Source organism: Bacillus sp. UNC125MFCrub1.1, from assembly GCF_000701305.1.
GTDB lineage: Bacteria > Bacillota > Bacilli > Bacillales > Bacillaceae > Bacillus > Bacillus altitudinis.
This window is the reverse complement of record NZ_JNIG01000013.1, coordinates 148,865-163,041: the sequence shown is the minus strand read 5'-3', so window position 1 is coordinate 163,041 and position 14,177 is coordinate 148,865. Positions and strand designations below refer to the sequence as shown.

Annotated in this window: 13 protein-coding genes; 7 read left to right on the top strand and 6 right to left on the bottom strand. The window is 42.3% G+C overall.

Features of this window, described 5'->3' with window-relative positions; all coding sequences use genetic code 11:
• Positions 1–6 precede the first annotated feature (6 nt).
• Complete coding sequence (locus N521_RS11550) at positions 7–1,209, bottom strand: MFS transporter (RefSeq protein WP_035391406.1); 1,203 nt, start codon at positions 1,207–1,209, stop codon at positions 7–9.
• Positions 1,210–1,355: 146 nt separating this feature from the next.
• Here N521_RS11550 and N521_RS11545 point away from each other — a divergent pair, with 146 nt between their 5' ends.
• Entirely contained in the window at positions 1,356–1,835 is a 480-nt protein-coding gene (locus N521_RS11545) for an aminoacyl-tRNA deacylase (RefSeq protein ID WP_025206890.1), read from the top strand.
• Positions 1,836–1,867: 32 nt separating this feature from the next.
• On the opposite strand, the gene N521_RS11540 is transcribed toward N521_RS11545, so the two are convergent.
• A complete protein-coding gene (locus N521_RS11540) occupies positions 1,868–2,776 on the bottom strand; it encodes a LysR family transcriptional regulator (RefSeq protein ID WP_025206891.1) in 909 nt (302 codons plus the stop codon).
• Between the two features lie 103 nt (positions 2,777–2,879).
• Between N521_RS11540 and N521_RS11535 the strand changes: the two genes are divergently transcribed.
• Entirely contained in the window at positions 2,880–4,079 is a 1,200-nt protein-coding gene (locus tag N521_RS11535) for an MFS transporter (RefSeq protein WP_035391404.1), read from the top strand.
• Positions 4,080–4,142: 63 nt separating this feature from the next.
• On the opposite strand, the gene N521_RS11530 is transcribed toward N521_RS11535, so the two are convergent.
• Both N521_RS11530 and N521_RS19280 read right to left on the bottom strand, forming a co-directional pair.
• The gene (locus N521_RS11530) at positions 4,143–5,222 is read right to left on the bottom strand and encodes a DUF3900 domain-containing protein (RefSeq protein WP_017360425.1); all 1,080 of its coding nucleotides are present in this window, start codon (positions 5,220–5,222) and stop codon (positions 4,143–4,145) included.
• A gap of 200 nt (positions 5,223–5,422) precedes the next feature.
• Positions 5,423–5,572, bottom strand: coding sequence for a DUF1540 domain-containing protein (locus N521_RS19280; protein ID WP_008344201.1), 150 nt, complete (start codon positions 5,570–5,572; stop codon positions 5,423–5,425).
• Between the two features lie 354 nt (positions 5,573–5,926).
• Here N521_RS19280 and rfbF point away from each other — a divergent pair, with 354 nt between their 5' ends.
• Genes rfbF through N521_RS11505 form a run of 5 tightly spaced genes read left to right on the top strand, consistent with a single transcriptional unit; the run spans position 5,927 to position 10,708 of the window.
• Positions 5,927–6,691, top strand: coding sequence for a glucose-1-phosphate cytidylyltransferase (rfbF, locus tag N521_RS11525; protein ID WP_019743935.1), 765 nt, complete (start codon positions 5,927–5,929; stop codon positions 6,689–6,691).
• Between the two features lie 4 nt (positions 6,692–6,695).
• Entirely contained in the window at positions 6,696–7,667 is a 972-nt protein-coding gene (locus N521_RS11520; RefSeq protein ID WP_017360423.1) for a GDP-mannose 4,6-dehydratase, read from the top strand.
• A gap of 12 nt (positions 7,668–7,679) precedes the next feature.
• Positions 7,680–8,591: a putative nucleotide-diphospho-sugar transferase gene (locus N521_RS11515; RefSeq protein WP_035391402.1), complete on the top strand. Its 912-nt coding sequence runs from the start codon at positions 7,680–7,682 to the stop codon at positions 8,589–8,591.
• On the top strand, positions 8,588–9,778 hold the full coding sequence (locus N521_RS11510) for a glycosyltransferase family 2 protein (RefSeq protein ID WP_035391401.1): 1,191 nt from the start codon (positions 8,588–8,590) through the stop codon (positions 9,776–9,778). Before N521_RS11515 ends, N521_RS11510 begins: the two co-directional genes overlap by 4 nt.
• A complete protein-coding gene (locus N521_RS11505) occupies positions 9,779–10,708 on the top strand; it encodes a putative nucleotide-diphospho-sugar transferase (protein WP_007496806.1) in 930 nt (309 codons plus the stop codon).
• A 34-nt stretch (positions 10,709–10,742) separates the two neighbouring features.
• On the opposite strand, the gene N521_RS11500 is transcribed toward N521_RS11505, so the two are convergent.
• Both N521_RS11500 and pbp4 read right to left on the bottom strand, forming a co-directional pair.
• Positions 10,743–11,981, bottom strand: a complete 1,239-nt coding sequence (locus N521_RS11500) for an MFS transporter (protein ID WP_035391398.1) — start codon at positions 11,979–11,981, stop codon at positions 10,743–10,745.
• Between the two features lie 145 nt (positions 11,982–12,126).
• Positions 12,127–14,166, bottom strand: coding sequence for a penicillin-binding protein PBP4(5) (gene pbp4 / locus N521_RS11495; protein ID WP_035391396.1), 2,040 nt, complete (start codon positions 14,164–14,166; stop codon positions 12,127–12,129).
• Positions 14,167–14,177 lie beyond the last annotated feature (11 nt).

Below are 14,177 nucleotides of genomic sequence, written 5' to 3'. Positions count from 1 at the left end.
GCTGCCTCAAACAGTGGCTCTTTTTTTCTGCATCATGAAAGCGGTGATGGCAATGCTTGAGCAGATGAGTACAAACAGTCCGCCTAACAAATACACAAATCTCGCTCCGAATGTATCCGCAATTAATCCAACAAAGAAAATAGATAAACTGACAGACATAGAAGAGAGAACGTATTGAGCCGAATACACCTTTGATAACTCATGGACTGGCGTTTCCGTTTGGAGGATGGTTTGCTGCGAAACATCCCGAATTTGATAGGCAGGCCCCATTAAAATACAGAGCAGCAATGCAAGCCATGGCAGGCTGTTTAGCGAAAATAGGATCGTCAGCACTGCATAAATAAAAGAGCCCGCTGCCATAAAGAGGAGAAGTTGTTTTTGAATAAACTGACTTAGCCATGCGGCCATGAGTCCGCCTATAATGGCACCTATATAATATGCGGCATTGATATATCCCCACCATTCCGCACCTTCATTTAAAACAAGTGTGACAAAGGCAAGCGTAACCGGTCCGACCCACAAAGCACCTGCAATATTTTCACTAACATCCATGAAAGTCAGGATGCGAACCGTTTTGTTTGTCCAAATGATCTTCCAGCCATCCTTGAACCCGTTCATCTTATTTTCTTTTTGAACCGTGTCTTCTTGCTTGAGTAGAGGAAAAACAGGGATGATCAATAGATAGGACAACACAATCATGAAACAAGAGGCCCACATTAAATAAAATGGACCAATCAACAGGACGAGCATTCCAGTAAACGAATAGCCGGCGATTTGAACAGATTGATAAAAAACGGAGGCTGTACTGTTCGCTTTCACAAGCTGATTTGCTGATACAAGCATCGGCATGATGGCCTGTAATAAAGGGCTGATGAACCCGCCTGTGATGGAAATCAATACGAACGCACTAAACAGCCAGATCAGGTGCTGCTGAAAGAAATCAAATTGGGTCGTGAATACGACGAGCATTCCAATACGTAAAAGAGGGACCCATTTCAATAGACGCTTGGCTTGAAAGAGTTCTGTCAAAACAGGAGAGAGGAGCCCAGCCAATAGCTGACATAGTGTTCTTATGAGCGGAAATACAGCCGCATAGGCGACAGATTGTGTATCTTGATAAATAACCAATGTGACTGTCATCAAAAATAGAATATCACTTAGCATGAGAAGGCTTTTACTGCCTGTATAAAACCAAAACTTATTTCCCATATCCAACCGACTCCTTTTCAAAAACAAGTTCAGTATAGCATGTTGGCGAAGTGTGCAGAGGTTTTCCATTGAAAAATACATCTTAAGGATGAGAGGATTGTGATAAGCTAAATGAAAGAACATCGTAAGGAAAGGGGTTCAATCCATTGAAAAAATTACCAGCACATGACTTTTTGGACAAGTATGGCATCCCGTATGACATCAAAACATTTTCTGCCGACACAGAGAAGGGCGCAGCGAATGTAGCGGCTGCTCTTGGTTTTAGAGAAAGACAAATGATCAAGACATTGATCTTTGAAACAGGGGAAGGGGAGCAGCTGCTTGTAATGGTGGGTGCTGACCAGCACATCAAATCAGGGAAACTAAAGAAAGCCGCAGGCTCTCGCAATATCAAAATGGCTTCACCAGACACAGTGCTTGAAGTGACGGGCTATCGGATTGGCTCGATTCCGCCATTTTGTTGGCAGCCTGAAGGGTTCCGCACGATTATCGAAGCATCGCTATTAGAAGAAGAGATATTAGGCGTTGGAGCGGGAGAATGGGGAAATGAAATCCTCATCACACCAGAACAATTAGTGATAGCCTCAAAAGCGGTCCCATTTGATCTTGTTCAGCCATCCGAGTAGAAAAAGTGCCTGTTTTTGAAGCAGGCACTTTTTTAATTGGAGGCAGGTGCTATAAAGGGTCCGATGTCTTTCATTTGCAGAAAAGCATTCACCGTCCTATTTTCCTCAAGGTCATTCGCCCGTTTGCAGACCACAACAGGTCTGATAATGTCAATTCCTTCGATATACACGCGCCCAATCTCTCCACGTTCTAAGCTTCGCTGAACAGCGTCACGAGGAACAAGGGTGATGCCATAGCCAGCTTTGATCATTTGAATGGCTTCGTGGACACCACTGAATTGTAAATCAACGGTCGGTTTTTTAATTCCTTTAGCGGTAAAAAGGGAAAAAAGCTTGTCTCTCGTCGAACTGCCTTCTTCTCGCATTAAAAAGGGTTCGTGGCTTAGGCGTTCTAGGGGGACGGTTTGTCCATTTAACGGATGATCCACAGGCACGATAAAGTCATAACTTAAATCAGTTAAGTGAGAGGTGTGAAGATCTTCGTGGTGCAGATCCTCTATTACGGCGATCGCCACATCTGATTGATATTGAAGCAGGCTTTCGATCACTTGAGCGGAGTTTCCGCTTTTTAATTCAATATCTGTCTGTGGCGATGCTGTTTTAAAAGAGGCAAGCCAATCAGGCAGTAAAAAGTTAAGTGGTACGTAGGTAGAAGCAATTCTGAGTCTTCCTTTTTTTCCGTTTTGCAGAAGAGTAATCTGATATTCTACTTCTTTTTCCGCCTCGAATACTTGCCGGGCATATGGATACAGGATCTTCCCCATCTCCGTCAGGGTAATCCCCCGGCCGTTTCGTTTGAAAAGACGAAAGCCGATCTCTCGTTCAATGCTTCGTAATTGTGCTGTCACAGCCGGCTGCGTCAAAGACAGCACGTCTGCCGTTTGTGTGACACTTTTTGTTTCGGCTACCTTTGCAAAAATACGGAGGGCATGTAAATTCATCTTTGCACCGCCTATCAATTATTTTGATGATTCAATCAAAAACATTCATTAGATTTATTATAAGGTATCCCTTATCGTAAAGGTAGCGAAGGGGGAAGAAAAAATGGATCGTCGTCAAAAGCAAGTGGTGTCAATTGCACTCATCACAGCATTTGCCCTTATTGGGGATTCAATGCTCTATATTGTTCTCCCGGTCTATTGGAAAGAGATTGGTTTATCATCCATTTGGGAGGTGGGGTTACTGCTGTCTATCAACCGATTCATTCGTATCCCGCTAGCACCTGTCGTATGGTGGCTTTATCGATATATTCCAATGAAGACCGGTGTACTGATCGCAATATTGATCGCGTCAGTGACCACGATATTATATGGTATGAGTGGATTTTGGCTGCTATTGATTTGCCGCTGTGCATGGGGTCTCGCTTGGACGTTACTCCGTATGAGTGGGATGAGGGTCCTAGCTGAAATGGACGAAGGCTCACAAGGACATTTGACGGGTCTTTATAATGGGCTTTACCGGCTTGGCAGTTTATTTGGCATGTTATTTGGGGGAATCCTTGCCAGCTTGATCGGTTTTCAGTCCATGACGCTTGTCTTTGGCTTACTCACATTAATGGGCTGCATTTTTTATGTATCGTTGGATGAAATTGAAAAGAGAGAAGGCACGCAGGTGTATCATGGCATCAAACAGAAGTGGTTTACACGAGATGTGGTAAAAGTACTGATAACAGGCATGCTGATCGCACTGATCATCCAAGGTTTATTCGCATCCACCCTGAGTCATGTCATTGAAGCAAAGATTGCCCAAGATGAATTGACTCTGTTTGGCTTTGTCATCGGAGCTTCGGCTTTAAGCGGTGTTATTCAAGCACTCAGGTGGGGATGGGAACCATTTCTCGCACCGAGAACGGGCAAATGGTTTGATCGTCTTGTGATGAAGGAACGAATGTTATGCTGGATGTTTCTTTCATTTGGAGGGCTCAGTTTTCTTGTGATCATGTTGAAGGTAAGCGGCTGGTTCCTATTGATGCTGCTTTTGATTCAACTAATGGCAACAATTGTCACAACGTTCACCGATACACTTGCCTTTCAAAAAGCTTCTGCTCAAACAGATAAGAACCGCTTTCTCGCCAGCTATTCTTTTGTTCAAGATATGGGGGCTGCTTTAGGACCTTTGTGTGGGTATACGTTGATCCAGTTTTTCGGAACAAACAGCGTCTTTTGGCTGATGCTTATCATAAGCTTAATGCTCGTCAGCATGTGGATAAGAAGCGGGCAGCATGTTTCTTCTAGTGCAGTGTAAAAAATAAAGCTTTATATAAAAAACTGCCTCATGCAGCTGATCGCAGGAGGCAGTCATATTCTCTTATTCTAAGTCTGAATCATAGGCTTTTTGCGTGAGTTGGCTGACGACCTCTTTCAATCCATTGGGTTTATGGAATTCAACAGGTGTGCTTCCTTTTTCAAATACAATTTGATCTGCTTCAACGAGCACGACATATCGATTGTTGACCTTTGCGATATGAATCGAGTGGCCGAAGTCGGCTAAAAGTCCTTTAATTTCTGTTTCGCCTAGACGCATCTTCATTGTGATATCAGGGGTTTGTTCAACAATATGCGAAGCCGCTAGTGTGACCTGTTCTGTATCGAGTGTTTCCCGAATCTCCCGTTTTTCACTTGCTTCCCATATTTCAAGGTCCTCTTCAAATTGTTTTAATTCTTCACTTTCATCCTGAAATGTTTCAAATACATGTTCCTGCACCATATTCATGACCTGTGATTTCATGATTTCAGGCATCGATTCTCCGTATTCGACGAATTTCAGAAAGTCTTCAAAATAACGAGCGTGTGAGGATTGGTGAATTTTCACTTCGGCTTCCTCTGTCATGCCCTCTTCTGGCATAAACGGGTATTGAATCGATTTCATGTTTTTTGTTGTAATCGCCATTTCTACTTTTTTGATCAAGGTAGATGTATCAGCAATAGAAGCGACTTTCTGTTCAAAATCGCATTTCATGATAAAGACAAAAGAGTCATCGAAATATTTTTTAGGAACCGCAGATGCAACCAAAAACACGCCGCCTCTGACAGCACTTGTATCTAAATAGGTGCGAACAAATTGTTCACTGCATTCGTTAAATACTTCTTTTGTATCTGCAAATCTCGTCTGATGAAATAAATTGTAGTTTGGATTTGAATCGAGTTCATGCCCGGGTTCGACAATAAATCGGCCAATTTTAGTCGGTACTTGCTCAGACTTAGGGTGTCTGTCCACTTTTCGTTTGACGATTTTTTTAAGCTCACCGTCTAGAAAGTCTTTCAGCTCACTTTGTTCAAATTCCTCTTGGTCTAATGTTTGGTAATGTTTAAACCGTTTATTTGCTTGTTCCTCTTTGCCTTCTATTTCAACCACATAGAATGATAGAAAACGTATCGTAAAATCCACTGATTGGTCACCACTTTTTCTTCTTTGGATATGTTGAGTATAGAAAAAGGAGTGAAAATCGTCAACGAATGGAGAAATATCGTGTCATTATTTCCCGAGAAATGTTTCGTGAAAAACGCTTGATAATAATTATCATTCTTGATAGAATGATAAAAGAAAAGAAGGAACCTGCCAGTTCCTTCATCTCAGAAAATCATGTATTATTTTGTTTCAAATGTTTCGCAATCTGTTTCAGCATTGCGAGTCACGTCAGTCATTGTGCTTTTACCAATTTTAATTGTAGAGGCTGTACAGCTGTTGTCAGCCCAAAAACGGCAAGAGTTCACTTCACAAAGTACATTTTGTGCCATGGGAATTCACCTCCGTGATTCATATTAAGAATGAAGCAAGCTGCCACTTGAGTTCATTCAATCTAGTAGTCTCTTTATTGAAAGAGGCTGTTTGTGCTGTATATGCACATGTTTATCATACCATCTACCCTGAAAATATACAATTTAAACTTTGAAAGAGCGAGAATGCAAATCTCGCTCTTTTTTGTTTGTAAAAATAGTTAAATGCTAGGTGGCACCCTCTCTTATTCCAACATATGAATAGAGTAGATTCAAAACCTGATGTCGGACAAAGTATAAGGGTACATGTACTGATTTTCCGCATGAAGATAGGGTTTTCAATCAAAAATTTTCATAGAGAGATGAGGGGAGAAGATGAAAGCAGTCATTCTCTGCGGAGGAAAGGGAACGAGAATGAGTGAGGTCACACAAGCGCTTCCTAAACCACTTGCTATGATCGGAGATCGGCCTATTCTATGGCATATTATGAAAATCTATCAGTATTACGGTGTAGACGAGTTTATCTTATTGCTTGGATATAAAGGAGAGAAAATCAAAGAGTATTTTCTCAACTACGACTGGCGGCATCACAGCATGCAGCTGGATATGTCGACAGGGGAAATGAAGCTTTTAGGGAATTCGGAGAATTGGAAAATCACCTTTTTAGATACGGGTGAGAATACGATGACAGGCGGGCGGTTAAAGCAGGTACAGGATTATATTGGTGATGAGACATTTATGATGACGTACGGTGACGGACTTGCCAATATCAATATGTTTCATTTGCTCAAGCGCCATCAAGAGCTTGGAGCAGCTGCCACTGTCACAGGAATTGAAAAGAAATCACAGTACGGCACGCTGAAGGTGTATAACGGGATGGCACAATCCTTCTCTGAGAAGACAGACAGTATCGGGATGATCAATGGAGGATTTTTTGTGTTGTCTCCAAAGGTTTTTGATTATTTAACAGATGATGATCAGTGCGTCTTTGAAGCAGAGCCTCTTCAGAACTTGGCGAATGATGGCGAGCTTGCAGTCTATGAGCACCACGGATTTTGGACAGCAATTGATACGTATAAAAACTTGAAAGAAATCAACGGCATGTGGACTGAAGGAAAACAACCATGGAAGGTTTGGTGACAGCATGAGCGGATTTTGGAATGGGAAAAACGTATTTGTGACCGGGTGTACGGGATTGTTAGGGAGTTACCTCGTCAAGGAATTGATAGATCAAGGAGCAAACGTAACAGGGCTTGTACGTGATCAGGTGCCAAGATCGAACTTATATCAAGGCAGTCAATTTGAAAAGATGAATGTCGTCCAAGGCGCACTTGAGGACATGCAAACGATAGAACGTGCGTTAGGAGAATATGAGATTGATACGGTCTTTCATTTGGCCGCCCAAGCGATTGTTGGGGTCGCAAATCGTCACCCGGTCTCTACATTTGAAGCCAATATTTTAGGAACATGGAATGTGCTGGAGGCATGCAGAAGGCAGCCGCTTATCAAACGAGTGATTGTGGCATCGAGTGATAAAGCATACGGGGATCAAGAGCAGCTTCCTTATGATGAAGACATGCCGCTTAACGGCAAGCATCCATATGATGTGTCAAAAAGCTGTGCAGATTTAATTTCTCACACGTACTACAACACATATGGTCTTCCGGTTTGTATTACGCGCTGCGGTAATTTATATGGAGGCGGGGATTTGAATTTTAACCGAATCATTCCGCAAACCATCCAGCTTGTGTTAGAGGGAAAGGCGCCAGAAATTAGAAGTGACGGAACCTTTATCCGTGATTATTTCTATATTGAAGATGCGGTCAAGGCTTATTTACTGCTAGCTGAAAAAATGGAGGAAAAAGGGCTTGCAGGAGAAGCATTTAACTTTAGTAATGAAATTCAGCTGACCGTGCTTGAGCTCGTTGATAAAATCTTAAAGGCGATGGGCAGTGAACTGAAGCCGTGTATTTTGAATCAAGGAACGCATGAGATTAAGCATCAATATTTATCAGCAGAAAAGGCGAGAAAGCTGCTTGATTGGAAGCCTGATTACTCCATTGATGAAGGGTTAGAAAAGACAATTGAATGGTATCGCGAATTCTTTCAAAAATAGAGGTGTATACAGATGAACAGCATATATTGTACGGTTCTATCAAGTGGAAGACTTTATCAAGCCATTGCGTTTTTCTTATCGTTGAAGCAAGTAGAAGATGATGCTGTCATCAAGACGTTATGTATGGATGATGCTGCATTTGATTTGCTTCATCAAATGAATTTCAAGCATGTCGATCTTGTTCATGTGCGTGAGCTTGAAACGCCGGAGCTTCTAGAGATCAAAAAGGAACGAAATGATTCGGAATATTGCTGGACATTAAAACCGATTTGGATTGAGTGGCTATTTAAGCAGGGCCAGGCGGAGGAAGTGACGTATCTTGATGCGGATTTGTTCTTTTATGAGCGTCCACAAGTGATTTTTCAAAATCAGCCTGATGCGTCTGTGCTGCTATCAAGAGGGGATATTGTCATTCCAAGCTTTGATCCAGAGGAAGTGAAGATGCTTCAGAAGCTTTTAGGGCGTTATAACTCAGGCTTCCTGCATTTTAAAGGAGATGAAGCCGGCCGAAAGTGCCTTAGCTGGTGGAAAGAAGAATGTCTAAAGGAATGCAAAAATGCGCCTGGAGAAGGAAAATTTGGCGATCAAGGGTATTTGGATCATATGCCGATGCTGTTTGAAAAAGTAGAAGATATTCAAACAAAGGGTGTGAATATTGGTCACTGGAATTATGGCCAGCATTCTTATCAGGAAGAGAATGGACGTATTTTGCTTGAGGATGGAAGCCCACTCATTTGCTATCATTTCAGTGGTTTTCGGATCTTAAGCAAAGATGATATGCAGCAAATCCATGAAAAAGGAAGAGATGATTTGCCATTTTTCCAAGAAGCCTATCGAGAAGTGCTGCGTCATGTGATTGAATCGGTAGAACAAGTCAATCCGATGTTTAACGGCTATGCCAAACTGGAGGAGGATGGCGCATGAATGAAAAGCCGAAGGTCAGCGTCATTATTCCGAGTTATAATGCGAAAGAGCGTTTAGAAGGGAGCCTCTTTTCCTTAACGCTTCAGGAAACCGATATTCCATTTGAGGTCATTGTTGCTGATAATGGGTCAACGGACGGCACGATGGAAATGCTCGAAAACATTGAGGTGAACTTTCCATTCAAAAAGGTGCGTATTCCTGTCAATCAAGGAATTGCCAAGGGGCGCAATCATGCCATTCGTGAGGCAGAGGGAGACCTCTTAATATTCCATGACAGCGATATGTTGGCAGAGCCCCAATTTATTCAAAAGCACGCAGAGGCACATGCTGATCATGAGGACCGTGTCATTTGCGGTGTATGCTGGAAGCGAATCTACCGTTATTTTTACACCGGTTTTGATAAAGATCATGTGAAACGATTAAAAAAACAAGGGCTGTATCAGCGGAAAATGAAAGACAAAACGTCTCTTGTGTCGATGGAGGAAATAAAAAACGGAGCATTTCTAGAGAGAAGCTTCGACTTGCAGTCCGAATTTATTGATATTCTGAAAGACATTTTAAACACGTACGACTATGATTTAAGTTCTTATCAATTGCCGTGGCGATTTTTTATCACAAATAACTCTTCCGTCAAGCGAAAGCATGTCATGGAACTAGGGATGTTTGATGAAAAAATCGTTCGATACGGGTTTGAGGATTATGATTTAGGCATTCGTCTGCATCAGCTTGGCCTCTCATTTGAGCTGCGTGAGGATATTTTAAGTGTGCATCAGGAACATCCAAGTAATTTAACGTCATTCGATGACATCAAATATAACATTTTGTATATGTGCGAGAAGTACAACAATATTGATTCGATTGATGTTCATTTGGCTTTCTCTGGACCATTTTCTCATACCGTGACAAATGATATCGTGAAAGACATTCGCCAGCTGCGTAAGAATGAAGCATATGATGATCTGCTCGCTTATTTTTTGGAGCTGCTTCATATGATCACAGAGCGGAATGTAGGCATTAAACGTGATCAAAAGGACGTGCTGACGGCAAAGCATTTCCCTTTGAAAAAGCTGTCAGAGGCGGCCCAGCTTGCCAAGCAGGAACATGGCTGCACGGTGCTGGCAGAAGCCATTCAAGGGCTCACAAAAGAGCTGCTGCATGTTGACTTGTTCCAAGTGGATGTGTTGTAGATGGCATCCTATCATTTCACAACCATTGTGTCCAATACCCATGTATTTAAGCTGCTGGCGCTGATTCATTCACTTGAGCAGACGGCTCAATCATACAAACTTTCTGTCTTATGTGCTGATCCTTTGGCTTACAAGGTGTTAAGTCAATTTCCTCATCCACATGTCCAATATGAACAGCTTGAAGATGTGGAAGATGATTCGCTGCGAAAAGCAAAGGCGGATCGTACGTTCCACGAGTATTGCTGGACGCTTAAGCCTGCGTTTCTACTCAAAATTCTTGAGTCCTCTGATGCAGATTATCTCGCTCATTTGGATACGGATTTGTATTTTTATCATGATCCAGAGGCGATATTTGCAGAAAATCCACTCGCTCATGTATTTTTGACAGATCATATGAATTCCAAGCGATTCTATCGTTATTACGAGTTGTCTGGCCGCTTTAATACTGGGTTTGTAGGCTGTCGTAACACAGATATTGCCAAACAGGCAGTCACGCAGTGGAAAGAGAACTGCATTGCGCACTGTACAGTAGAAATGGATACGGAAAAAAAGACATATGGTGATCAGCGGTATGTTGAAAGATGGGTCGATGATTTTGAGGGTGTCCATGTGGTGGCATCTAAAGGTGCCAATGCAGCAATTTGGAATATTGAAAACTATAAGCTTTCCGTTGTGAAAGGAGATATGTATCTCGACGAATGTCCACTGCTGTTCTATCATTTTTCTGCCTTTACGATCATTGATGAAAAAAACTTTAATCTGAATTGGTATTACTATATGACAGAACACACTCTTGTGGATCATTTGTATATTCCGTATGCGGATTTGATTCATCTGAAAATTAAACAGGTGCAAAAGGTCTTTCCAGACTTTCAGCAGGGGTTTATTGCAAAGAAGCATGTTCCTGACACGCATTTTTATAAGATATGAAAAAACCGCTCATTTATTGAGCGGTTTTTACCTTTTATGATTCATTCCATTTCGCTATGGTCTGATCGCTTGGCAGTAAAAAGGCTAGGATGCCTAATATCGGTAAAAAGGCGACACCGATCATGGTAGGCGTTAAACCGACTGCATCAATTAATGAGCCGAGGGCAACGGATCCGATCGCTCCCATACCAAACGCAAGCCCAACAGTTAAACCAGACATTGTGCCAATTTTCCCGGGAAATAGTTCTTGGGCATAGACTACGGTGACAGAGAAGCTTGAAGTCAGAATGATCCCAATAAGTCCAAGTAAAACATAAGCAACAACCGGTCCGGCAAATGGGAGAAGTAGGGCAAGCGGAAAGGATGCCAATAAGGAAATTAAAATCACGGTTTTCTTGCCAAAACGGTCTGCAAGCGGTCCGCCTAAAAATGTCCCAATCGCACCTAATATAAGAAATAAGAAAATATAAGTTTGTGATTCTTTAATCGTCAAACCATATTGTTCAATCGCATAAAACGCATAGAAATTCGAGATCGCATTTCCATACCAAGAACGCGCGAAAATAAGAAAGACGATAATGCCAAGTGCTGTGAGCGCTGACTTGCGGTGAAGTTCAGATCTTGCTGCTTTTGCAGGCGCTTTTTTCGCTTGTGCTCGTATGGTTTGAAGTCTTCCTGCGTACCATCTTGAAATATAAAGAAGGAAACCGACAGCAATCATTCCAACAATCGTAAACCAAGCCACACCTGGCTGACCGAGAGGGACGAGCATGAATGCAGCGATTAGCGGAGCAAAGGCTTGACCTGTATTTCCACCGACTTGATAGATGGATTGAGCAAGACCCCGTCTAGGACCAGCTGCCATGTTGGCAACCCGTGAGCCCTCTGGATGGAAAATCGCAGAGCCGAGTCCAATAAAGACGACGCACAGTAGGATGGTTGCAAATGATGGCGCAAACGCAAGGCCGAGAATGCCGACAGCACTTGAAAATAATGCGATAGGCAGTGCATAGGGCATCGGCCGTTTATCTGTGTACCACCCGATCGCAGGCTGCATGACAGAGGAGACCATATTTAATGTAAAGGCGATTAGCCCTAATTGAGTAAAGGTCAGCCCCATTGAGCGTTCTAAAATAGGGAACATGGCAGGAATCACGGCTTGCAATGTGTCGTTGAGCATATGGCAAATACCAATAATCAATAAAATAGGATAAACCGTTGAACCGGTGACCGCTTTTTGAGGTTTATCCTTTGTTTGAGCAGCAATAGCCAATGAGACTTCCTCCTTTCATTCAACTTGTTTCTTTTTTTCATTCTCCTCATTTTATTCATAAGGTGAACTATAAAACAATAGCAAATTGTCATGATTTAGAAAAAAAGAGACACATGCGCTTGATGGAGCGTGTGTCTCTAAAGGGTTATTTATAGAAAGAAGCGATGACAGGCTTCATTTTTTGAATGACAAGTCCACTGCCTCCACGGTTTTTCACACCTTCAATCATGCCGACGAGGACGTAATCTTCTTTTTTAGGATTAAACGCAAGTAAAAATCCATTTTCAGTACCGTCTGTCGCACCTTGTTTGCTCTTGAGTTCCGCTGTTCCCGTTTTAGCGGCTATATCAGCCCCTTTTATTTGCAACGAGTGAGCGGTTCCGTTTGAATTGGTGACGACTTGAGTCAGTGCGTCCTTCACCGTATTTGCAGTATCTTCTTTGATGATCTGTTTTGGTGATGCTGTTTTTTCATCCTGAATGACTCGAGGGTACACAAGCTTTCCTCCTGTTGCAAATGGAGAATAGGCATGTACTTGTTCAATTGGTGACATGAGTAATTCTCCTTGGCCATATGCTGAGTCGGCAAGTAAGATGTCTGATTTGATTCCGTCGTTAGACACTTGTGCCGGTTTCATTGTAAACGGCATGTTTAAATCATCACCAAACCCAAATGTTTTCACTTTTTTCTCGTAAGTATCTTTGCCGATTTCAAGGGCTTCCTGTCCAAAATAAATATTATCTGAGTACACGAGGGCATCGACCATATTGACTTGTTCTTTGTCATGAACCCGTGTAATGCGATAATTTCCCCATGATTGATCCTTTTGCCATTTCAGTCCATGAATGGTGCGCACTTTATTAGGTTTTGTGACACCTGTTTCCAGTCCAATCGCTGCTGTAATGGTTTTGAAAGTAGATCCTGGTGCATATCTGCTCGCATATCGAGCTTGGAATGGGAGATCAGGATTTTCACTGTATGCTTGATATTGTTTAGGCGTGATCCCGTTGGTCATTAAATTGACATCGTAAGAAGGGGTGCTAACAAGCGCTAATAAATCACCTGATGATGGGTTCATAATGGTGACAGCCCCTTTTTCACCTTTCAGCTGTTGATAGGCTTTTTTCTGTAAAGATGCATCAATGGTCAGCTTGACTGTTTTTCCGTCTTTTCGGTCTGTTTTTTGTAATGTTTCTTCAATACCTGTTTCATCATGGATAATGAGGATGCTTCCGCCATCTTGTCCTCTTAAGTTCTTGTCAAATGTGAATTCAAGGCCGGTTTTGCCGATGATTTGATCCGCCTTTAAAGCTGGATTTCTTTTGATATCATCCGCATTTGCTTTTCCCACATAGCCTGTCAGATGGGCAGCGGCTTCGTTATATGGATAGTAGCGCATTTCCTTCGTTTGATAGGTGACGCCATTTATGTCTTTTGGAATCGGCTTTTGCTCTAACATAGACTTTAGCGGGACAAATGTGTCATCTGTAACCCATGCTTGTTTCAGCTGATTTTGAATCAGCTCTTCATCTATATCAAAAGCGCTGCTGATTTTTTTGATGTTGCTTTCTTTTTCCGTGCCTGTCCCGAGTTTTCCAGGGATGATGCCAAGTGCGTGTCCACCAGTTGTTTCGGCTAACGTGCGCCCTTTTCGATCTACAATATTTCCGCGTACCGCAGGATCCGTTGTCACTTTGATGGTGTCACCCGTTTCCATTTGCGGGAAGATGAGATTTGGTTTCCAGTCTACTTTCCACTCGTTATCCTCTTCGGAGAGAACGCCCTTGTAAGAGAGTTTGTTCAGTTTTCCAAGTGACGTTTTCATCGTGACTTCATAGGTGAATTGATACCCATTTCCTTTGTCCTGTTTTTCTACGTTGACGTTTGAGACGTTTAGATCACTTGCACCAATGCCGCTAAAGATCTTATCGTATTTTTCGGCAAGTTGTTTTTTAGAAAAGTCACTGGCTTTCAGAGAGCCACTTGTGACCTCATCTGCTAGTTTCGTGAATTCTTTTTTCTCCAGATGTTTCGTAAAGGATTCAGCGGCTTTCAGCGCCTCTTTTTCTTTTGAGAAAAGCGTATCTTTTAAGAAAAAGAGAGCAGCAGCAATCGCGATGATGCTAAGAAGGGGAATGATGACTTTTTTCTGTTTCCAAAATGATTTTCGTTGATCTGTATACAATGAAAACACCT

Excerpts from the sequence above, each read along its gene's own strand:
- N521_RS11550 (WP_035391406.1), bottom strand. The coding sequence starts at position 1,209 with ATGGGAAATAAGTTTTGGTTTTATACAGGCAGTAAAAGCCTTCTCATG.
- N521_RS11540 (WP_025206891.1), bottom strand. The coding sequence starts at position 2,776 with ATGAATTTACATGCCCTCCGTATTTTTGCAAAGGTAGCCGAAACAAAA.
- N521_RS11535 (WP_035391404.1), top strand. The coding sequence starts at position 2,880 with ATGGATCGTCGTCAAAAGCAAGTGGTGTCAATTGCACTCATCACAGCA.
- N521_RS19280 (WP_008344201.1), bottom strand. The coding sequence starts at position 5,572 with ATGGCACAAAATGTACTTTGTGAAGTGAACTCTTGCCGTTTTTGGGCT.
- rfbF (WP_019743935.1), top strand. The coding sequence starts at position 5,927 with ATGAAAGCAGTCATTCTCTGCGGAGGAAAGGGAACGAGAATGAGTGAG.
- N521_RS11520 (WP_017360423.1), top strand. The coding sequence starts at position 6,696 with ATGAGCGGATTTTGGAATGGGAAAAACGTATTTGTGACCGGGTGTACG.
- N521_RS11515 (WP_035391402.1), top strand. The coding sequence starts at position 7,680 with ATGAACAGCATATATTGTACGGTTCTATCAAGTGGAAGACTTTATCAA.
- N521_RS11510 (WP_035391401.1), top strand. The coding sequence starts at position 8,588 with ATGAATGAAAAGCCGAAGGTCAGCGTCATTATTCCGAGTTATAATGCG.
- N521_RS11505 (WP_007496806.1), top strand. The coding sequence starts at position 9,779 with ATGGCATCCTATCATTTCACAACCATTGTGTCCAATACCCATGTATTT.